A 20,685-nucleotide genomic window follows, 5' to 3' on the forward strand; every position below is an offset into this window, starting at 1 on the left:
TGAACCTTAATTTAAATGTACAACAATTTTAAATTTGAGCAGAGATGAAGAACAATTAGTGCAATAAATATCTTTTATTAAATAATTTCAACTCTGAAATGTCCACGCATTCAACTCTGAAATGTCCATGCAATAAAACGACTTTGCTTATTCCCCTGTTCCATTTCAACAATTTTCACTTCTGAAGGCTGGGTTTTATTGATTGCGCGTTTTATACTTTTCAGATTTTCCTTTCTTGAGACAAGGGCTGTAAACCATTTCACTTGATTTTTAAAATGAAGACTTTCTTCAGACATATTTTTAATAAATCCTTCCTCGCCACCTTTATACCATAACTCGTTGCCCAGCCCTCCGAAGTTTTGAGTCCGTTCTTTTTTTATTCCCAGATTTTGGACCTTGCGTAAGTTACTTTTTACTGCATCAGTTCTGTTTTTAAAGAAAGGGGGATTGCAGACCACGGCATCAAATGAATCGGTTGGTTGAATGATATGTTTCAGAATGCAACTCTTAAACTCCTGATGTCGCAACTCAATATCTTTTAATGAAGGGTTTTTATCAATGATTTTCTGCGCATTATTTAGGGAATCCAGATTTACCTCGCTGGCAATACATTTCCAATTAAAATGTCGTGTGGCAAGAACGGGGTAGATTAGGTTTGCGCCCGTACCAATATCCAGCAAATGAATATCCGTTTTGGGAATTAGATCTGCTATATGAAGCAAATAATCCAATCTCCCGGGAATGGGTGGACAGAGATTGTCTTTAGGAATATTCCAATTCGTTATGCCGTAGTGCATTTTTAGCAAGGCAGTGTTTAAAGCTATAACAGCTTTATTATCGGAAAATTTTATTGTTTTGGTTCCGTATTCGTTTTCAAAAACGAAGGGTTTTAATGGTGGATACTGCTTTTCAAGAGTATCAAAATCGTAGTCTTTATTAAAAGGATTTTTCGGATGCACGAGTGGTTTTTCTGAAAGTAAAGATACCACAATCGCCGCGGTTCATATCTTTCTTAAACTATCGCTCTACATTATTGTGCAGCTTATTTAGGGCTTTGACTTCTTCGTTTGCGATAATTATATTTTTCATTGCTCTAAAGGTAATATCCTTCGCCTCGGCATACGAAATATTGTAAACTCTTTCCACGTTTCTAATTTCTTTTGGAAAACGTTCCAAGAGCGAATCGTAATAGTCATCCAGCGCTTCTTGGTTGGGCAAATTGAATTTCAGTTTCAGTTGAAATCTTCTTAACAGCGCACTATCTATTATGCTTGCATGGTTGGTGGCAGCAATGAGCAATGTGTCGTTTGGCAGTTCGTCTATCAATTGAATTACTGTATTTACCAACCGTTTCATTTCTGCGGAATCCTTGTCTTCTTGGTCGCGCAACCTTCCGATGGAATCAAATTCATCGAGGAACAAAACGGCTTTTTCGCGAATAGCTTTTTTAAATACTTCGGTAATATTTTTTGCAGTCTCGCCCAAACGGGAAGAAACAATATTTCCCACATTGAGAACGATGATTTTTTTGTCCAATGCCTGCGCGATCGCTTTGGCTGTAGTGGTTTTTCCACAACCCGTATGCCCCGCCAAAAACACCTTATTGTCAACCGGCAGCTGATATTGCTCCAATATGGGAAGATGCTTAAACTCCTTTAAAAGCTGGGCAAGCAGCGCTTTATTTTCTTCACTTAAATGAATTTCATCCAAGCCAATTGTTGTTTCTTTTGAATTCAGGATAAAATCTGATAACGCCATTTTAATGTTCTTGTATGAAGTTGCAAAAATAGGGAAGGTTTTTGGATGTGGGGTTGCTTTATCCAATGAGAAATATCAATTAGTCAATTTCATTTTCGACCAGCCTGCTGGCGGGCAAGTTTCAGTTCTCCAGGGAGCTATCCGGATCAAATTCGATTTCAAATTCGATTTAGAAATCGATTTCGATTTCCTACTGATAGCCCGCCGCCTGCAATTTAAACAACTCCGAATACAATTTGGGATTCTCCATCAATTCTTCGTGAGTGCCAAGTTCTAGAACACGGCCGTGCTGCAATACTAAAATACGGTCTGCCATTCGCACCGTGCTAAAACGGTGGCTGATGATAATACTGGTTTTGCCTTTGGTAAGAGCGATAAATCGTTCAAAAACATCAAACTCTGCTTGGGCATCCAAGGCGCTGGTGGGTTCGTCGAGCACCATAACATCTGCGTCCTTCATATAGGCGCGGGCGAGAGCTACTTTTTGCCATTGGCCACCGCTGAGTTCCTGGCCTTTGTAAAAGCGTCTTCCCAAACGCTGTTCCAGGCCTTCTGCCATGTCGTTTACTACTTGCTCGGCAAGACTTTTATTGGCTGCGTATCCTATTATTTCATCATTCTCTATTTCTGAAATATTTCCGATGGCTATGTTTTCCCGTAGGGTGAATTCATATTTAAAAAAGTCCTGAAAAATAACGCCAAAACGCTTTCGATATTCATCCACATCAAAATTATTGATGTTTATGCCGTCCAAAAGAATTTCGCCTTCGGTGGGTTCGTAAAAGCGAAGGAAGAGTTTTATAAGTGTAGTTTTACCTGCTCCGTTCTGACCTACAAAGGCCATTTTTTCGCCGGCGTTTAACTTAAAGGTCACACCTTTTAATACTTCCGTTTTGTTACCCGGATAGCTAAAGTGAAGATTATTTATTTCAAATCCTTTGACGATAGTTTTTGGCATAGGGGTTTTTGCTTCCGCAGTTTGCTCAATGCTTAAATCTATAAAGTCGAAATAATCCTGTAAGTAAAGCGCACTTTCAGAAATTCGCGTAAAGCGGGAAAAGAAACCTTGTAAGTTGCTTCGCAATCGGTTGAAGGAACCTGAAAGAAAGGTGAGTTCCCCAATGGTAATAACGCCTGCGAGCACGCGCAAAATGATATAAATATAAGCACCATAATAACTTAATACACCCAGAATATTAAAGAATGATCCATAAAGACTTTGCTTTAGCGACAACCTTTTGTTCAAATGGTAATAATCATTCGATAAATTTTTAAAGCGTTCCGCGATAAAATCGGTCAGACCGAAAAGCTTGATTTCTTTAGCAGTTTGATTATTGGCACCTATAAACCGGAGGTAATCCAACTCACGTCTTTCGGAAGTCCAACTTCGCGCCAACGAATATCGGGTACTACTGAATTTTGCTTCATTTATAAAGGAAGGAATAATGCTGATTACGAGGATAAGTATCAAAATTGGTTCAAAATACACCAATCCCGCAATCAGGGAAACCATCGAAATAAGACTTTCTGCTTGGCCCAGAGCATTACTCATCAAGCCTACGCGGCTGTTGGTTTGTGTTCTGGCACGTTCCAGTTTGTCGTAAAACTCGGGATCTTCCAGTTGGGCGATGGTAAGCTCGGCAGTTTTTCTAATTATTTTTTCGGAAGAATCGTTGGAGTAGAGATCGCCTAAAAGTCCGTCGGTAAGATTTATCAATCTTCCCAATAAGTCAGAAAGAATGGCCACGGCGAATTCGATTAAAACATATTTCCAAAGTAGCGTAAAATCCTTGTTTTCCAAGGAAACCTGAAGGATGATCTCGTCAATAATCATCTTCCCAACCCATAAAATGACCACGGGGGTAAATGCGTTTAATAACCGACTAAAAACATTCGCAAAAAAGAGAATGGGGCTGCTTTGATATATTTCCCGAAAAAACCGGGGAATGGTTTTCATAGCTTTAAAGGAATCCTTGACGCTGGTTTTCTCTTCTTTATCGGTAATGGATTTTAATTGGGGTCTTGCCATTTCTTTATTTCTAAATTCTGGTTCAGAATTTATCAAATACAAAGCTATTCTAAAAAAGTCAACAACTATCTTTGCCCAAAAATTTTTCAATTTGGCGCTTGCGGATTATACAAAGGAATTTAAATTCAATATCAAACTGGCCACACCCGTCATTTTGGGAATGTTGGGGCACCAGGTAGTTGCCTTGGTGGACAATATTATGGTCGGGCAGCTGGGCAGCGCGGAGCTTGCGGCAGTTTCCTTGGGAAATAGTTTTATGTTCGTAGCCATGTCCTTGGGAATCGGCTTTTCCACGGCCATAACCCCTTTAGTAGCCGAAGCCGATGGCGAAGGAAATCGCGAGAAGGGAAAATCTTCTTTTAAACACGGATTGTTTTTATGTATAGTGCTGGGGGTTGCGCTATTTGCCTTGGTAATGTTCTCCAAACCCTTGATGTACATTATGAGCCAACCGCCAGAAGTGGTGGATCTGGCAATGCCTTATCTCACTTTGGTCGCGGCTTCTTTGGTGCCGATGATCATCTTTCAAGCTTTTAAGCAGTTTAGCGATGGGATGTCCATGACACGTTTCCCGATGTATGCTACCATAGTGGCGAATTTGGTAAACGTGCTGCTCAACTATATGTTTATTTTTGGAAAGTTTGGGGCGCCTGAACTCGGGGTGGTAGGAGCAGCAATTGGTACGTTGGCTTCGAGAATTGTTATGGTTTTTTACTTGTGGTATTTACTGAGCCGACAAAAAAAATCCCGATTCTTCGTAGTTGGCATTAAAATTTTCACCCTGAGCCAGGCCATGCTAAAAAAGCTTTTGAATCTTGGATTTCCCTCCGCCATGCAGATGTTTTTTGAGGTGGGCATCTTTACTTCTGCAGTCTGGCTGTCTGGCATACTTGGAAAAAACCCACAAGCGGCAAATCAGATTGCTTTAAACCTGGCTTCAATGACCTTTATGGTGGCTATGGGTTTTAGCGTTGCAGCGATGATCAGGGTCGGCAATCAAAAAGGTCTTCAGCAGTTTAGGGAATTGCGACGAGTGGCAATTTCCATTTTCTTGTTGACTTCTGTACTGTCTTTAATTTTCGCGCTTGGATTTATTTTGTTCAATGGTGACCTTCCAAAAATATTCTTGGATTACGACAATTTGGCTTTATTTGCCGACAACCACGAGGTAGTTAAGTTAGCTTCCCAATTATTGATAATTGCGGCAATATTTCAGTTTACGGATGGGCTTCAAGTGGTGGCGCTCGGTGCGCTTAGAGGAATGCAGGATGTAAAATTGCCCACACTTTTCACTTTTATAGCGTATTGGATAATTGGTTTTCCAATCTCTTATTACCTAAGTATGCACACTTCCTTGGAAAGTATGGGTATTTGGATAGGATTATTGGCCGGACTTACCGCTAGTGCCATTATGTTATTCATCAGATTTAATTATCTTTCGAAGAAATTTATACAACTAGCACGAGAATAGTGAACATTGAACAATTAGAGTTTAATTTGAACTTTTTTAATCTTTTTAAACCACATTAAAACCTACAACCCATAATTCTGAATTCTGAATTCTGAATTGAAAACTCATAACTTGAAAAAATGGATTTCCCAAAATACTTACTAGGCGACAACAGCGATTATCCCTCCGCGATTTTCGTAATTCATACAGAATTCCCACGCTTTATTATTAATCTTGAAAATGATGAAGTGGAATGGTTGGAAGATTTCGATAAAGAAGACGAAAAGGAACTTGAGGCCGAAGCCGAAAACCTGATTCAGGAAGCAAATGATTTTTATGACAGGGAGATTGAGCGATATGGTGAGGATTAATTTTTTATGACTACGAATACACGAATATTTATTTTTAAAATTCGTGTATTCGTGGTGAAACTCTGTCGCTATATTTTTAATCAGATCCTATAATAATGCTCGATCAACTCCTTAACTACGATACCCAACTCTTTCTTTTCCTGAACAATTTAGGAAACGAAACCTGGGACAGTTTTTGGTTGTTTGTCACTCATAAATTCTCCTCTATTCCTATTTATGCGTTATTGCTATTCCTTATTTACAAAAATTACGGATTAAAGGGTACACTAATTATTGTTATAAGCGTAGCATTAATGATTACTGCTACTGACCAGATTGCAAGCCTTTTTAAATATGGAATAAAAAGAGCACGACCCTGCCAAGTTGCCGAAATTAAGGATCATATGCGTTTTATTGCCAGTGGCTGCGGACGGTTTGGTTATTTCTCTGCCCACGCTGCAAGTTCCATGGCTGCCGCTGTTTTTTTGGGATTAAGTCTTCAGAAATGGTATAAATATTTGCCGTTTCTATTGCTGCTATGGGCAGTAATAACTGGATATAGTAGAATATATTTAGGCGTTCATTATCCTTTGGACGTCATTACAGGAATGGCTTTTGGCGGATTGACAGGTTGGTTGTTTTATTTGTTACAAAGTTGGGGGCAGAAACGTTTTAACCCGGATAGGAAATTCTGAATAAAGATATTTTTCATTCTTTCTTCTTTATTTCATAATAAATATAGTTTTGTTTCATCCATAAAAAGACAAAGCATGCAGTTAAAGGGCCAAAGAGTCTGTTGCTTAAACCAAATTTACGTTTTCCCTTCATCCTTGGAAAATGCCTCACAGGGATTTGATGTATCTTTCCTTTCTGCAATAGCACCATCGCGGGTAAAAAGCGATGTAGTCCTTTAAACATTGGAATCTGCTTGGCATAGGAAGTTTTTATGACCTTGAGCGGACAACCTGTGTCCTTAATTCCATCTTGTGTGAATAATCGCCGAATGCTATTGGCTATTTTTGAAGAAAATATCTTGACAAAAGTGTCATTTCTATTTTCGCGGATTCCTGTAACTAAATCATACTCGCCACAGTACTCCAAAAGTAAGTTGAAATCTTCAGGATGGGTTTGCAGATCACCGTCCATATATCCTAGATATGGACTTTGAACCCAATCAAATCCTGCTTTCAGAGCGGTGCTGAGTCCTTTATTTTTCTGAAAGGAAATAGAATGGAAATTCCTATTTCGTTTACAAATTTCGCCCAATAATTTTTCACTCCCATCGGTAGAGCCGTCGTTAACAAAAAGGATTGAAACAGTTTTCGAAGATTTCGGGATATAATCCAAAAGTGCATATTCAAGTTGGAGCAGATTTTCCACTTCGTTATAAAGAGGTATTATTATAGTGAATTCGGACATTTTTTATTATAAACGAATTCCACAAAAGTAATTTTTTTATACTTGAGAATAAGAGAAGTAGCATTATGAGTTCGTTTATCAGGTTTTGGTGCTTGACGGTAGTTCTAATGTATGTAATTGCGTATATTCCTTTCCCTATTTACAGAATGTTACAAGATTTTATAAAATCCAATTTTTCATAAAAAAGAACGTTTTTAGCACAGTTTACTATGGAATAATTTTTATACTTGTGCCCTTAAATTTTACAATGCGGAGTTTTTTTCGAATCAATGAATATCTAGTTCTTCTATATAGGTTATTACTAGCCTACGTTTTTTATTTTATAGCTAGATGGCTGTTTTTTATATACAATAAAAGCATACTAAACGTAGATAGTTTTGGTCAGTTTTTAAAACTGGCTTATTATGGATTGGCGTTTGATACAACGGCTATTCTTTATTTAAATGCACTATTTGTGCTTTTGTCCATACTTCCTCTTTTTATAAATACCACAAGAGGATATCAAAAGTTCCTTTTTTACACTTACTTTATTTTCAACTTAGCAGGTTATGCTTTAAACTTCGTTGATTTTATTTACTATAAATATACATTTGCCCGTACTACTATTGTTGTTTGGGATCTTTTAGAGCACGAATCGAATGGCTTAAATATGTTTTTTAGGTTTCTTGTAAGCTATTGGCATGTGTATTTGCTTTTCTTTCTTATGGCTTTCTTATGGATTTATCTTTATAAAAGAGTCAGGGTAAAACCCGCCATTCGACCCATTCGAAAAATCCCTTATTTGCTTTCATCGCTTATTGGTATTGCCATTATCGGTATTTTGATGATTGGGGGAATACGCGGGGGAGATTTTAAAAAGAGCACGCGACCCATTAATATGCTAGACGCTAGCAGACATGTTGACAAAATTGAACATTCGGATATTGTACTCAATACTCCATTTGCATTTATCCGAACTTTTAATGCCAACACATTTAAGAAGGCGCATTTCGATATTCCGGAGAATACTATAGAAAATTTGCTTCACCCAATAAAACATTATACGAACAATCCTAGAACAACGCCCAATATAGTTCTGTTCATAACGGAAAGCTATGGAAGGGAATACTGGGGAGCTTTTAACAAGGATGCGAATATTCCAGATTATGAAAGCTTCACGCCGTTTTTAGATTCGTTGGCGCAACATAGTTTGATTTTTTCCAATGCCTATGCCAATGGAAGTAAGTCAATTCACGGAATGTCATCCGTGCTGGCTGGAATTCCTTCCTTTAAAAACGCATTTACATCTTCTTCCTATTCCAAGCAGGATATTGAATCATTAGTTTCAACTTTGGAAGATATGGGATACGACACTTCCTTTTTTCACGGCGCTCCCAATGGTTCAATGGGATTCTTGGGCTTTGGAAATATTTTAGGTTTCGATCATTATTATGGAAAGACAGAATATAACAATGACGAAGATTTTGATGGTTCATGGGGAATTTGGGACGAACCTTTCTTTCAGTTTATGAAAACAACTTTGGATGAAAAGACAGATCCTTTCTTTGCAACTATTTTTACCGTATCCTCACATGAGCCTTATATAATTCCCGAGAAGTATGAAGGTAAATTCCCCAAGGGATATAGGCCTATGCACCAGACTGTTGGTTATACAGATTATGCTTTCAAAAAATTCTTTGAGTCGGCACGGAAAGAACCTTGGTTTGATAATACCATATTTGTAATTACGGCAGATCACAGTAATCAGATTTATTTTACTGATTTTTACGGAAAAGTAATGAACCGATCTGCAATTCCTATCTTAATTTATAAGCCGGATGGAACTTTTGTAGGAGACAATAAGGATCTCGCACAACAAATAGATATATATCCAACGTTATTGGATATTATTGGTTATTCCAAACCTTTTAGAAGTTGGGGACGCAGCTTGGTAGGGGACAAGATAGAACCTCCATTTGTTATGAATGGTACTGATTATTATCAACTTCAGAGAGGAAATTATATTTGTATATTTGACGGCGAAAAAGCCATCGGCTTTTATGATATTGAAGACAAGGGCCTTACAAAAAACCTTATTGCCAATAGAAATGCAGAAATGGACGAATGTGAATTGTTTTGCAAAGCTTTTCTACAGGATTATTACGAAAGAATTGTAGATAAGAAATTATAACTGCTCTAAAACTGAATGAAATGAAAAAGATAGCATTAATTGTTATTGCAATTATTCTAATAATAGCGGGTAAATATGTTTATGATACAAATATCAAACATAATTTTAAGCCGGTTACCGAAGGTAAGGTTTATAAATCTGGAACTTTACCTCCGGACGAATTGCCTGAGTATATTGAAAAATATAACATAAAAAGCGTAATCGATCTTAGATTTCCAGGCACAGACGATTTGATAAACAATCCCGAAATCCCTGAACAATTATTGGCAGAAAAAAATGCTCTAGAAAAAATCCCTGGGGTTAATTACTATAATATTGGATCAGAACAGATTCCCGAAGACGAGACGGTAGAAAGGTTTCTTAAGGTTATGGACGACAGTCTAAATTATCCTGTGCTTATCCATTGCCACCACGGTGAAGGCCGGGCGGTTTTATTCTCTGCGATTTACCGCATGGAATATGAAGATATGCCCAATGAAGAAGCTCGAGAAAATAGTCGCGTTATTGTTAAGTTCGGAAATTTTGACCACGGCACCGCCAAAGGTGAATATGTAAAGAATTACAAAAGAAGAAGGCTATCTGAAAAAAATGCTTCTCTTTCCGAGTAATCTTCTTAAAACCTTTTTCTTCGGCAATTATTTTTTTTTTGAAAATTCTTTCCATAAATCCGTGGCCCAATTTTAGAATTCTTTGCTTAAAAAAGGCCATTGACGGAATTTAATTTCATTGGGTCTTGAAAACTAAAATCCATTTCATTGTTAATCCTATTTCCGGCAAGGGAAAAAATGAACTCTGTCCTACCTTGTTGGCAACCTATTTTCCGGAAGCTGATTACGATTTGGTTATTAAGAAAACGGAATTTGCAAACCATGCAACGCAATTAACCAATTCTTCCATGGAGGAAGAGGCGGAAATTATTGTGGCCTGTGGCGGTGACGGTACGATTAATGAAGTAGCCTCTTGTGTGGTAAATACCTCTATTGTTTTAGGAATCTTACCAATGGGCTCGGGAAATGGTCTGGCCTCCAATCTTAAAATTCCGAAAAACAGGGGAAAAGGTTTAAGTATTATCAGAAATCGGAATATCACTTCTATAGATACAGCTACTATAAATGGGAGTCCTTTTTTCAGTAATACAGGAGTGGGTTTTGATGCTCATGTTATTTCTGATTATGAGGAAAAAGCTAGGAGGCGGTTATTTAGTTATGTGCAATCTACCTTTAGAACCTTGAAGAAATTCAATACTGGTCCAGTGGAAGTAAGCTGTGATGGTTTTAGGGAAACGTTTTCACCTTTTCTACTATTCGTTTCCAATTCGAATGAAATGGGATACAAAATGAGTTTAACACCGAAAGCATCACTGCAAGATGGATTGCTAGATTTAATAATTGTTCCTAAGCTCTCGCGATTGAAACTCATTTATTTTACAATCTTGTTTCTTTTTAAAAAACATCATTGGATGAAGGAAGTTAAATTTAAACAAGTAAATAAATTGAAAATTAAAAGTTTGGACGATACTGTTTTGAAAATACAAAAAGATGGAGGACTTTTCGTTCCGGATAGTCCTGACATTGAAATCGTGCTGTATCCAGAAAATTTGAAAGTGTGCGTACCCTAGTTTTTGAATAGCTCAAAAGTTAGGAGTTTTCATATTTATTTTAATTCTGGTATCAACCTGTTTTTATGGCGAGCAATTTCTCTGCCGCCGAGAAAGGAGTAGTTTTATTTTCATCAATTGCTTGTAATTGTTTTTCCATCTCCTTTTTAACCACTGGATTTGAATAAAACTCAATTTTTAGTTGACTTTCAATTGTTTGCATAAGCCAGAATTTATTCTGGTCTTGCCGTTTACGCTCAAAGAAATTATTTTTTTTTGCTATTATAAAGTATTCTAGGATCGTCTCCCATATCTCCATTATCCCTTCATTTTTAAGGGAACTGCACATTAGGGTTTTGGGTCTCCATCCACTTTCTTTTTTAGGGTAGAGGTGAAGGGCCCGCGCAAATTCATTTTTGGCCAGTTTTGCTGCCTTCAGATTATCCCCATCAGCTTTATTGATGACAATGGAATCTGCCATTTCCATAATTCCGCGTTTAATTCCCTGGAGCTCATCGCCCGCACCGGCGAGTTTTAATAGCAGAAAGAAATCTACCATAGAGTGTACGGTAGTTTCGCTCTGGCCCACTCCAACAGTTTCAACAAGGATCACATTAAAACCAGCAGCTTCGCAAAGAATTATAGTTTCACGTGTCTTTCTGGCTACTCCGCCTAAGGTGTCCCCACTCGCAGAAGGACGAATAAAGGCATTTTCTTCCTTGGTCAGTTCTTCCATTCGGGTTTTGTCACCCAAAATACTACCCCTGCTTATAGAGCTGCTTGGATCGACAGTTAGTGCTGCTAGCCGTTTCCCTTGAGAAATAAGTAATTTCCCAAAACTTTCTATAAAGGTGCTTTTTCCTACTCCGGGAACACCCGTAATTCCGATTCGAATTGACTTGTTGGCATACGGTAGACATTTTTCAATAATTTCTTGAGCCAAATGTTGATGTTTTTTGGCAGTGCTTTCTATAATAGTAATGGCTTGGCTTAAAGCCACCTGGTCCTTAGCAAGAATTCGGTCGACCAGGTCTTCAATCGAGAGCTTTCTCGATCTCATGGATTTAAGTCGTGCGGCCATTTGCACATTCAAGGAAGGGGGTTGGTCCACTCCCATTTTTTCGTTCAATGCACCTGTATTTCTTGATTTTTCTGACACGAAGTGAATTTAGGACAAATTTATGAATATGTTTTTTATTAACTGTTACGAAGGTAGTATCTTGAAAATTAATAACCATAAAAGAAACAAAAGAATGAAAACCTTATATGAAGCTTCCTCCACGGCCGTTGGTGGCAGAAAAGGCCACGTTAAAACAGAGGATGGTAAAATAGATATGGATCTTTCCGTACCTAAGGGATTGGGCGGAGATGGTGGCAAGGGAACAAACCCCGAACAACTATTTGGAAGTGCCTATGCGTCTTGTTTTGGAGGGGCAATCCAAATGGTAGCCGAAAGCAAAAAGATTGAACTGGGAGAAGATATGAGCGTCACCGCCAATATTGAAATTGGAAAGACCAAAGATGGAGATCTGCAGTTAAAAGCCATCTTGGACTGTTATCTTCCGGGTGTGGACGTTGAAACAGGGGAGGAACTGGTTAATAAAGCTCACGAAGTATGCCCTTATTCTCGGGCAACCCGCGACAATATTACTGTTACTCTGAATCTGCTTCTCGACGAATAAAAAACTTCTAAAAATAATGAAGCCCCAAATTTGGGGCTTTTTTCATTATATGGCTTTTAGGTTGATCACTTTTCCGCCATCGGGTTCTTTAGGTTTATTCTCTTTTTTTTCCACATTCTCCGTCTCTAGCTCCTTAAACGGACTTTTCTTGGTCTGTTGTGCGGCTTGTTTAACGTACCACTGCAATTGGAATTTGTGCTTTTCAAGGATTTCAAGAATTCCGTCAGGCAATTCCCGACGTTCTAAAAGCTCATCGTAACGTTTAATGTTGTTTCGATCGCGGCTTATACAGGAATCGATAAGAGCTTGGGCATCAAAATGCTCCAATGCGTCTTTGATTTCTTCCCAAGTGCGGTCTAGATTTCCTTTGTCGGATTCCTGCTTGAGTGGTTCAATATCCCTTGCATGCAGTTCGTTGGAGATGTCATGGCTCATTCTATTGCGCTCAACAGCCATATAATTCAGGAAGCGTTTTAAACTTGTGGTCTGGGCATCCTGGGCAGCATTGTAATACAATTTCTCTGCTTCAAAACAAGCTACCAATAAACGGTTGAGCTTATCAAAATCTGCGTATTTCTGTTTCATACCGTTCATGTTTATTCAAAGTTAGTATAAATATTGACATTCCAAAATTCAAGTTATTAAATGTTTTCTTAAAAGAAGTTTATATATTTTCCTCGTTCAATACAATCTTCACAATTTTCAAAAACCGAGCCATATACTTGAGATTTGGACGTAGCGGAGAAATAAAATTTCATTCGTTAAACTCCTACTATTTGAAATTAAAAAACCCTTTTCTAGAAAATTAGAAAAGGGTTTTGGGGATATTTAATAGGGGATATTAAATGGGTTTATTAAATGTAAATTATAGAATTAGGGTATTAATATTTTTATTGTTGAAGTATAGACTCTTAATTAAAAAGGTGTTTTTTTTCAATGTTAAGATGGAAGAAAATTAGAGGCGCAAAGTAGAATTAATCTCACATTAATAAAAGGAAGTGTCTTTCGGAATTCGGAATTCCTACAGCATTTTAGGTGTAAGACACTGTAATACAGCGGATTATCCCTGAGCGTTTAAGTCAGTTTGAGAGAGTAAATAAGATTCTTAATTAGATTTTTAATCTATTGGTAAGAGATTTTAGGCGTTTTTGGGAAAGAATTATTGAGCGCATTAGAAGGATAAACGTTACTAAAATTAATATCGAAAATATTATTTTGATCGTTTTTGTTTTTTTTTCTAACTGCGCAGTTTTCTCCGAATTGAGGGATATTAAATCCATAATGGATTCATCTACTGTTTTCCTTTCCGTTCTTTTAATCTCATTATGCATCCTAATACTTTGATTGCGATAATGGGAATAGTGTTCAAAATCACCGGTTGCCAGATAATTTGCCGATAGTGCATCATACAATTCTCTGTTTAAAACCTTATCACCTACCTTTTCGGTATTCTTTAAGGTTTCAGTTAGCAAATTAATGGACTTTAAATATTCGCCCTTGACGGTATAGACCTGGGCAAGACCTTTTTCTGCAAATGCAATTGCGCTTATGGCATTGGCTTTTTTGGCATAATCCAGAGACAAATGAAAGTTGTTTTCAGCTTCATCGATTTTTCCCAACTCAACCAAACAATCTCCGCGACTGTAATAAGAGATACTTATATTGGCATTACCGCCGGGAGAATCGGGAAACTTTTTATAATCTTCAATACCTTTTTCAAAATAATTTAAAGCAATCTCGCAACTCATCTGATCACGGTATACAAAACCTCTCAGCAAATTATTGATTCCAAGATTTCTGGATTTTGTTTCACCTTCGGGTAATTTATTGATGGTTTCTAAAGCCCGGTCCAAATATAAAATTGCCTTATCGTAAATCTGAAGTTCTTGGTATAGACCGCCAATTCTATTAAAAAGGTTTATGCGAAGATTGACATTTTTTAAATTGGGCAATAGATCCATAGCCGATAGAGCATAATCCATGGCTTTTTCATATTCTCTTTTCGAGGAATATGCCGTAGAAATTATTAAGATGGCCCTAATTTTATCGTCCGCAGTTGCACCGGATTTATCGAGGAGTTCTTTGGCGATTTTAATGGAAATATCTGGGTTTTCATAAATCTGTTGAGTGGCGTATGTAAAAAGAGTATCACCATCCGCTTGGGCTTTTAAACCCAATGATAGTAAGAGCAACATAACCGCCAATATAGATTTTATATGAAAGTACAAATTACCCATCTTTCTAATTGTTTTCTGCCAACATCTCTTTCTTACTTTTTAAAATGCTTATAAAACGGGTAGGAGGAATCCCCGTAATTTGTTTGAACACCGTTGCAAATACACTATGAGAGGAGAAACCACTTTCCTCGGCTAGATAACTTATTTTATATTGTAAATATGTAGGATCATTTTTAAGTTTATCGATTATATAATTAATCCGCAATTCATTTATATAAGCATTAAAATTTTTTCCTTTATGCGAATTGACCACTTCGGAAAGGTACTTAGTATTGGTATCGAACTGGAGTGCTAATCGTGAAAGTGAGGTATCCTGATTTGTGAAACTTGTAGTATTTTCGAATTCTTCCAATTTCTCCACGAGAATGTCTTTCATTTCCTTAGGTATAACCGAGGATTTTGCTGTGGTACTAACTGATGGAACAGTTTCCAATGGTTTTTGCTTGCTATCAAAATATTTAATAAAACTTTGGTACTGATTAATCTGTATGCGATATCGCCAAACAAACAGCTGCCAAATTAACAGAACTACTAAAAAAACACCACCAAAAACCTTTAGAATTAGGGAGTAATTACTTTCCGCTTTGGTCAATACCGTTCCTTGATAATCACTTGTAAAGTTAAAAGCGGTATTAACAGCATTTTTTTCGTGCTCATTTATTGTATTCTCTAATGAAGTAGTTATTTTATTCTGACGAGTGAAGTCATCCACATTTCCCAAGGCCAAATAATTATCCGCAAGGATTTCTGAAATGGAATGCTGTATCGAAATATTATTAAATTTCTCGGCCAATTGTTGTGCTACGTTTAGTGCATCAATAGACTTAAAATGGTCTCTTTCAAGAAAAAAATATTTTCCATATTCCAGCATGTACATCATCTCCAGAAAGTTTCCGGATTTTAAGCTCCTACTTTCTGCATTGGCACTTTCTAAAAAATAAGGAACGGTATCCAATTTTAATTCTTTTAAAAAGATGGATGCTATTTGTAGATCAATTAATCCAATCTGGAATGAGTGTTTGGTGGACTGGACTTTCTTAAATTCCCGCTTGGCGGAATCTAGTTTCAAAATGTAATTCTCGCTATTTTCCTCAGAATGTGGGCCAATATTGTATTCAATCATTTTTCCTTTAAACCAATTGAGCGTGTTTGGATTTATGGTTCTTTGGGAGGCACTAATCGCCTTATCCATAAATTTTTGTGCCAATTCGTTCAGCTCAAGTTCTTTAAGGATTCTAGTGAGTAGTACATTGATTTTCAATTGCGTATCGTCTGCATTTTGGAATTCATCCTGCGAAAATTGAAATCCCACTTTCAACGCTTCATCATAGTTACCTTGTATGTAGTAACTGCGAATCAAAATGTATGCAGCCTCTATGAGCTCATTTTCATTATCGGATTTATTTGACACAAATTCCGCAATGCGGATGGATTCCTTCGGATCAGAATAAATCGTGTTTTCAGCTTGTGCCAATAGTTTGGTGGTGTTTTCCTGAGCTTGGGAAAAACCGGAGAAAAGGAATAAAATTAATATGGCGCAGACCAATCGCATTAATTAGGAGTTTGGGAGAGTAAAAGTAATTACAATAGCAGCAATCAGGAAATTATTTATTTAAATTGAAAACCCGCAATGGTTTTCTAAGGTGGGTAGATTAAGATATAAAATTAATCGCTCCCAAAATCATATTGAAGGCGGCACTTTCTAAAATTAAAAACTAACTATGAAAAATTGATCGTTTCTTCGGGTTGTGAAAGAAAAATAGATTCAGCATTTTTATATATATCGAGAAAATCACCATTTTCCTGCGCTAAAACAGCAGAGCTAAAAGTGAGTAAAAGATATGTAAAAAAATAACCTTCGCATTTCATATGGAATTGAGTCCACAATTTACGGAAAGATATTTTAGAAGAAATAAAACTTAATAGTGAAGTATTATATGACGGAACACTATTTTTTCCGAACAAAAAAAGCAGCAATCACGGAGATTACAATCCCAAATCCAAAAAGTCCGAAAGCGGATTGCCAACGGTAATTATTGATATGGAGTACATCATTCATTTTTGAGCGCTCCATCAAGTCATTGGTAACCGAAGATTCAGCTACGGTGTTAAAAATTTCGGGCGTAAAAAAATTGTAGGCTATGTATTGTGTAATAGGAGATAGTAGGGCGACAAAAACACTAATAATCAATCCTGAAATAAAACCTTGGCTCCAAGTCATTTTTCGGTCATAAACCCTTCTTCTTTTTTCGCGCAAAGCAAGAAGATAAAAAAGAATAGCGAATGGTGTAAAAAGAAGAGTGAGCCACCAAAAATTTTGGATACTTTCATCCTGCCATCCCATAGTTTTTTCTAAAAGAATCCAGCATAATAGAGCAATACTGAATATTACCGCCCATTTTATTTCAATGTAGATTTTTTTCATTCCGAAAAAGAGTTATGAGATAAAAAAGATGAATCTAAGTAAGCAGAAAGTGTTTGCATATAAAATTGAAGGTTATTCTAGGAGGTTTGAGGGAAATAAGGTGTTTATTAAAGTGTAAGGATAGACATTTTTTATATAATCCCCAACGCGTAAATGTATTACACTTTTATTTCTGGGTTTACAGGATTATATTTGGGTAAAGATCAGTAGCTTCACATTTTGGTTGTCAACATTACCGATAGAGAGCTCTACTTTTTCAGGAGTTAATGAGATAATATCCCAAACTCCAATAATTCTATCAAAAGGAACGGTACCTTGAAACTGAAGCAGTAACTGCTCTCCGTCCACTGCTGTTGTTGAATATTCCCAAGTTCCATTTTCCGTAAATAAGTCGTTTTGCCCAAAAACAGTTCCGTCTGTCTTAAAAGTAAAGATAAAACTTTCAAAATCAATGGTCTGGTCTCCGTTGTCGTAAAAATTACTGACAATCCATTCTCCTTGGGGAAGTATGGTTTTTATTTTTTCAAATTTTGTTGTAACTACATCACCTGCGTCGTCATCTGAACTGCAGGAAAAAAATAAAATCATGGAAAAAATAACTAAAAGCTTTTTCATATTCTGAATTTTGTTACCAATATCGGAGGTTTAGAAATAAATGTCTCTTAAAATAAATACAAATAGGAAAAAGCCTAACAATGATTTATGCTTTTGTTAGGCTTTTTTGGCTATAAGAAGAAAGTGTAATAGGAATTTAATAAGAAATATGTTAATTAATCTTTTTCAATCCTATGATTTTTTTGAAACACTTCCAGAACTACTTTTGTTAGAATTAACCGAGGTAGGATTGCCCAAGTATTTAATATCCGCTCCGCTGGAAGCATTTGCATCCAATTTTTCCTTGACGTTTACTGTAATATCGGCACCACTTGAGGCTTCTGCCTTGCAATTGATGGTAAGAAGGTCCTTTGCATTAAGATGGCTGCCGCTAGATGCTTTGCCCGTGAATGAAGTGGCTTTTCCAGATATTTTAACATCTGCTCCACTTGAGCTTTCCGCTGTCAGTTCCCTTGAAAAGACTTCTACTTTTAGATCTGCACCGCTGGTAGCTTTTAAAGCGAGAATTTCACTTTTAATGGTGGAATTCCCTATAATGTCAGCGCCACTGCTTGCTTCAAGTTTAGTTAGTTCGACAAAGGTAACATAGACTTTTTTTGCCTTGGACCATCCTATGTTTTCGGAAGTAGTAATGTGGAGTTTACCTTCCTTTATGTTTGTTTCTATATATTGTTGAAGGTTTTCGTCGGCTTCCACCTCAATTTTGTTTTCGGTGCCCTGGGTTAGGTAAACATTTAGACCGGCGCTTCCTCTCACTTCGGTAAAGTTTTCAGAGACAGTCCTTTCTTGGGTTATTACGTTGCCATTACCTTTTTTTCCGAGATTAAAACTGCAGGCGCTTAGAATCAGGGAAGCGGCAAGGACAAAAATGAGATTGGTCGTTTTCATGGTTATGGTTTTTTTGGATTATTGGTTTTTAAAATCTTCTTTTACTTCGTCTTCCCAACTTTTTTGTACCGGAATTAGGGAGTCGGTTTGTTTTTCAACTTCATTGTATTCCGTGGAATTGGGAGTTTCTGGTTCTACTTTATTTTCCAAACAATCCAAACATTCTGCTCCTCTTTTCGAAATCCTAAAATAGTGCGCTTTATTATCCCAACTGCTAAGCTCGTTGAAATTGGAATCAAAGCTGAAATAGGAGGAGGTGTTTTCGTCAGAAGAAATAACCGTTCCATCGGGAACAAAAATAGTTATTTCTATTTGTTGATCTCGATATTTATTTTTGGGGTCTGTTATAAAAAATCCATTTAGCTTTAGATGATTGTTGTTGTAATCATACCCGAATTGAATATCCTGAGCGCGGTTTTTCGCGTCTAGGTAATTATTTCCCTGGGCAGATTTGTCAATAAGAATTTTACCTATTGTGTCGTTATACGATTTGATGTTTATTTGGATATTTCTTGAATAAATAACCCGTTTATTATCTTGTGTATATTTTATTTCGGAATCTGAGTCTCGACCCAATCTATTTCCAAATTGATTATCTCCGTGAATTGATAGGTATAGCGTATCTGGAGAATGAAAGGCCAGGATCTCTTCCTCAATGTAATTACCATCAAAACTTCTTTCCGTGGCTTGCTTGATTCCAAGACCGGTAAGTCCAATAATAGACAAGGCCCATATTACAATCAACACAATTTTTACCGTTGCGCCCATTGGTTTTAGATTACTAACCAATAGTTTTAGCCCTAAAACAAAGAGAGCGAAAAATGGAATTCCAATTGCGAATAGACCCAATAAAGCCCATAGCCATAGAGGAACATTGGTTGTGTCGACCATTGCCATATATTCGGTTAACTCATTATTGCCCCAAAAATCTATGCTGCCCAGTGTAATAAATCCAATAACTAGCCCTATCAAGGTTAGCAAGGAGATAATAACAATGAATACTCCAATTAACTTTGCAAAAACCTTAAAGAGAGTTACGATTACTTCACCCAAACTATCGAAGAATTTGGAAGTTCCGGTTTTGATCTTATTGCCATACTTATCATAATCTACGTTTTTCACTTTATCGGCAACGTTGTTAAATCCTTCTTTGAATTTGCGTTCAATGTTTGAGATATTAATGGGTTCTCCGGTCATTTTCAATTTGTCCGAAGTGGTAACTGCTGCTGGAACAAGTATCCACAAGAGAAGGTAGATCAAGATAGGGGAGCCCAATCCCGCCAAAACCAGGAGCACCCATAATAAACGGATCCATATGGCATCTACGCCTATATAGTGTCCAAGTCCCGAAGATACTCCACCAATGTATTTATCGTCAATATCCCGATACAATTGTCTATGGGAAGTCTTGTCTCGTGAACTTGCATTTTTTTGAAATGGGGGAGCATCCTCAAAAATTTCCTCATCCACCTCATAATCCTCTGGTTGGCCCATAACCGCAATAACATCGTCCAGTTCTCTTAAGGTAATTACCTGCGATTGGAATTCAATCTTTTCAGAGAAAAGTTCGGCAATACGGGCCTCAATGTCCTGCATGATTTCCTCACTGCCTTCACTGTCTTTTAGTGAATTTCTTATGGCATTTAAATAGCGCGAAAGCTTTCCATAGGCGTTTTCATCAAGGTGAAATGAAAGTCCTGCCAAATTGATATTTACTGTCTTGTTCATTTTGTGTTTTTTTCGCGGGTTACTTTATTGACTGCCTGTTGCAATTCGCTCCAGGTATCGTTTAATTCGGTTAAAAATAGAATTCCTTTCTGTGTGAGTGAATAGTACTTTCGTGGTGGTCCGCCAGTAGATTCCTCCCAGCGGTAAGCCAGTAGTCCGGCATTTTTTAACCGGGTGAGCAGGGGATATATTGTGCCTTCCACTACAAGCATCTTCGCTTCTTTCAATGTTTCAAGAATGTCTGAAGTATAAGCCTCCCCATCTTTTAAGATGGAAAGAATGCAGAACTCCAAAACCCCTTTTCGCATTTGTGCTTTTGTGTTTTCGATTTTCATTT

20 protein-coding genes are annotated in these 20,685 nt (G+C 37.2%); 7 read left to right on the forward strand and 13 right to left on the reverse strand.

Going from position 1 to position 20,685, the window contains the following annotated elements; genetic code table 11:
- Positions 1-110: 110 nt before the first annotated feature.
- The 3 genes from rlmF to EI546_RS15430 form a co-directional block, all read right to left on the reverse strand.
- A complete protein-coding gene (rlmF, locus tag EI546_RS15420; protein WP_240673128.1) occupies positions 111-989 on the reverse strand; it encodes a 23S rRNA (adenine(1618)-N(6))-methyltransferase RlmF in 879 nt (292 codons plus the stop codon).
- Positions 990-1,017: 28 nt separating this feature from the next.
- A complete protein-coding gene (locus EI546_RS15425) occupies positions 1,018-1,824 on the reverse strand; it encodes an AAA family ATPase (RefSeq protein WP_317127432.1) in 807 nt (268 codons plus the stop codon).
- Between the two features lie 124 nt (positions 1,825-1,948).
- Complete coding sequence (locus EI546_RS15430; RefSeq protein ID WP_128251382.1) at positions 1,949-3,787, reverse strand: ABC transporter ATP-binding protein; 1,839 nt, start codon at positions 3,785-3,787, stop codon at positions 1,949-1,951.
- A 91-nt stretch (positions 3,788-3,878) separates the two neighbouring features.
- On the opposite strand from EI546_RS15430, the gene EI546_RS15435 reads away from it, so the two are divergent.
- The 3 genes from EI546_RS15435 (at position 3,879) to EI546_RS15445 (ending at position 6,282) form a co-directional block, all read left to right on the forward strand.
- A complete protein-coding gene (locus tag EI546_RS15435) occupies positions 3,879-5,258 on the forward strand; it encodes an MATE family efflux transporter (RefSeq protein WP_128251383.1) in 1,380 nt (459 codons plus the stop codon).
- Between the two features lie 119 nt (positions 5,259-5,377).
- The gene (locus tag EI546_RS15440) at positions 5,378-5,608 is read left to right on the forward strand and encodes a hypothetical protein (protein WP_128251384.1); all 231 of its coding nucleotides are present in this window, start codon (positions 5,378-5,380) and stop codon (positions 5,606-5,608) included.
- Positions 5,609-5,703: 95 nt separating this feature from the next.
- Positions 5,704-6,282: a phosphatase PAP2 family protein gene (locus tag EI546_RS15445; protein WP_128251385.1), complete on the forward strand. Its 579-nt coding sequence runs from the start codon at positions 5,704-5,706 to the stop codon at positions 6,280-6,282.
- Between the two features lie 13 nt (positions 6,283-6,295).
- Here the strand turns inward: EI546_RS15445 and EI546_RS15450 are convergent, their stop codons facing one another.
- Complete coding sequence (locus tag EI546_RS15450) at positions 6,296-7,006, reverse strand: glycosyltransferase family 2 protein (RefSeq protein WP_128251386.1); 711 nt, start codon at positions 7,004-7,006, stop codon at positions 6,296-6,298.
- Positions 7,007-7,253: 247 nt separating this feature from the next.
- On the opposite strand from EI546_RS15450, the gene EI546_RS15455 reads away from it, so the two are divergent.
- The 3 genes from EI546_RS15455 (at position 7,254) to EI546_RS15465 (ending at position 10,794) form a co-directional block, all read left to right on the forward strand.
- Positions 7,254-9,176, forward strand: coding sequence for an LTA synthase family protein (locus tag EI546_RS15455; protein ID WP_128251387.1), 1,923 nt, complete (start codon positions 7,254-7,256; stop codon positions 9,174-9,176).
- Between the two features lie 20 nt (positions 9,177-9,196).
- Positions 9,197-9,784, forward strand: a complete 588-nt coding sequence (locus EI546_RS15460) for a dual specificity protein phosphatase family protein (protein ID WP_128251388.1) — start codon at positions 9,197-9,199, stop codon at positions 9,782-9,784.
- 125 nt (positions 9,785-9,909) lie between these two features.
- Positions 9,910-10,794: a diacylglycerol/lipid kinase family protein gene (locus EI546_RS15465; RefSeq protein WP_128251389.1), complete on the forward strand. Its 885-nt coding sequence runs from the start codon at positions 9,910-9,912 to the stop codon at positions 10,792-10,794.
- Between the two features lie 52 nt (positions 10,795-10,846).
- Here the strand turns inward: EI546_RS15465 and meaB are convergent, their stop codons facing one another.
- A complete protein-coding gene (gene meaB, locus EI546_RS15470; protein ID WP_240673129.1) occupies positions 10,847-11,932 on the reverse strand; it encodes a methylmalonyl Co-A mutase-associated GTPase MeaB in 1,086 nt (361 codons plus the stop codon).
- Between the two features lie 94 nt (positions 11,933-12,026).
- Between meaB and EI546_RS15475 the strand changes: the two genes are divergently transcribed.
- Positions 12,027-12,455, forward strand: coding sequence for an organic hydroperoxide resistance protein (locus EI546_RS15475; protein ID WP_128251390.1), 429 nt, complete (start codon positions 12,027-12,029; stop codon positions 12,453-12,455).
- Between the two features lie 45 nt (positions 12,456-12,500).
- On the opposite strand, the gene EI546_RS15480 is transcribed toward EI546_RS15475, so the two are convergent.
- From EI546_RS15480 to EI546_RS15515, 8 genes are all read right to left on the reverse strand, one after another.
- A complete protein-coding gene (locus EI546_RS15480) occupies positions 12,501-13,040 on the reverse strand; it encodes a DUF2383 domain-containing protein (RefSeq protein WP_164905256.1) in 540 nt (179 codons plus the stop codon).
- Positions 13,041-13,564: 524 nt separating this feature from the next.
- Positions 13,565-14,650 (reverse strand): tetratricopeptide repeat protein, encoded by a 1,086-nt coding sequence (locus tag EI546_RS15485; protein ID WP_128251392.1) that lies wholly within the window; start codon positions 14,648-14,650, stop codon positions 13,565-13,567.
- A gap of 46 nt (positions 14,651-14,696) precedes the next feature.
- Complete coding sequence (locus EI546_RS15490) at positions 14,697-16,244, reverse strand: helix-turn-helix domain-containing protein (protein ID WP_128251393.1); 1,548 nt, start codon at positions 16,242-16,244, stop codon at positions 14,697-14,699.
- 396 nt (positions 16,245-16,640) lie between these two features.
- Positions 16,641-17,117, reverse strand: a complete 477-nt coding sequence (locus EI546_RS15495; RefSeq protein ID WP_128251394.1) for a DUF4199 domain-containing protein — start codon at positions 17,115-17,117, stop codon at positions 16,641-16,643.
- 186 nt (positions 17,118-17,303) lie between these two features.
- Complete coding sequence (locus EI546_RS15500) at positions 17,304-17,732, reverse strand: hypothetical protein (RefSeq protein ID WP_128251395.1); 429 nt, start codon at positions 17,730-17,732, stop codon at positions 17,304-17,306.
- Between the two features lie 171 nt (positions 17,733-17,903).
- Positions 17,904-18,620, reverse strand: a complete 717-nt coding sequence (locus EI546_RS15505; protein WP_128251396.1) for a head GIN domain-containing protein — start codon at positions 18,618-18,620, stop codon at positions 17,904-17,906.
- 18 nt (positions 18,621-18,638) lie between these two features.
- Positions 18,639-20,348 carry a PspC domain-containing protein gene (locus EI546_RS15510; RefSeq protein WP_128251397.1) on the reverse strand — a complete coding sequence of 570 codons (1,710 nt, stop codon included), beginning with the start codon at positions 20,346-20,348 and terminating at the stop codon, positions 18,639-18,641.
- Complete coding sequence (locus EI546_RS15515; RefSeq protein WP_128251398.1) at positions 20,345-20,683, reverse strand: PadR family transcriptional regulator; 339 nt, start codon at positions 20,681-20,683, stop codon at positions 20,345-20,347. Before EI546_RS15515 ends, EI546_RS15510 begins: the two co-directional genes overlap by 4 nt.
- Positions 20,684-20,685: the final 2 nt, after the last annotated feature.

Source organism: Aequorivita sp. H23M31, from assembly GCF_004022485.1.
Lineage (GTDB): Bacteria > Bacteroidota > Bacteroidia > Flavobacteriales > Flavobacteriaceae > Aequorivita > Aequorivita ciconiae.

Excerpts from the sequence above, each read along its gene's own strand:
- EI546_RS15430 (WP_128251382.1), bottom strand. The coding sequence starts at position 3,787 with ATGGCAAGACCCCAATTAAAATCCATTACCGATAAAGAAGAGAAAACC.
- EI546_RS15440 (WP_128251384.1), top strand. The coding sequence starts at position 5,378 with ATGGATTTCCCAAAATACTTACTAGGCGACAACAGCGATTATCCCTCC.
- EI546_RS15445 (WP_128251385.1), top strand. The coding sequence starts at position 5,704 with ATGCTCGATCAACTCCTTAACTACGATACCCAACTCTTTCTTTTCCTG.
- EI546_RS15450 (WP_128251386.1), bottom strand. The coding sequence starts at position 7,006 with ATGTCCGAATTCACTATAATAATACCTCTTTATAACGAAGTGGAAAAT.
- EI546_RS15455 (WP_128251387.1), top strand. The coding sequence starts at position 7,254 with ATGCGGAGTTTTTTTCGAATCAATGAATATCTAGTTCTTCTATATAGG.
- EI546_RS15460 (WP_128251388.1), top strand. The coding sequence starts at position 9,197 with ATGAAAAAGATAGCATTAATTGTTATTGCAATTATTCTAATAATAGCG.
- EI546_RS15475 (WP_128251390.1), top strand. The coding sequence starts at position 12,027 with ATGAAAACCTTATATGAAGCTTCCTCCACGGCCGTTGGTGGCAGAAAA.
- EI546_RS15480 (WP_164905256.1), bottom strand. The coding sequence starts at position 13,040 with ATGAAACAGAAATACGCAGATTTTGATAAGCTCAACCGTTTATTGGTA.
- EI546_RS15485 (WP_128251392.1), bottom strand. The coding sequence starts at position 14,650 with ATGTTGCTCTTACTATCATTGGGTTTAAAAGCCCAAGCGGATGGTGAT.
- EI546_RS15490 (WP_128251393.1), bottom strand. The coding sequence starts at position 16,244 with ATGCGATTGGTCTGCGCCATATTAATTTTATTCCTTTTCTCCGGTTTT.
- EI546_RS15495 (WP_128251394.1), bottom strand. The coding sequence starts at position 17,117 with ATGAAAAAAATCTACATTGAAATAAAATGGGCGGTAATATTCAGTATT.
- EI546_RS15500 (WP_128251395.1), bottom strand. The coding sequence starts at position 17,732 with ATGAAAAAGCTTTTAGTTATTTTTTCCATGATTTTATTTTTTTCCTGC.
- EI546_RS15505 (WP_128251396.1), bottom strand. The coding sequence starts at position 18,620 with ATGAAAACGACCAATCTCATTTTTGTCCTTGCCGCTTCCCTGATTCTA.
- EI546_RS15510 (WP_128251397.1), bottom strand. The coding sequence starts at position 20,348 with ATGAACAAGACAGTAAATATCAATTTGGCAGGACTTTCATTTCACCTT.
- EI546_RS15515 (WP_128251398.1), bottom strand. The coding sequence starts at position 20,683 with ATGAAAATCGAAAACACAAAAGCACAAATGCGAAAAGGGGTTTTGGAG.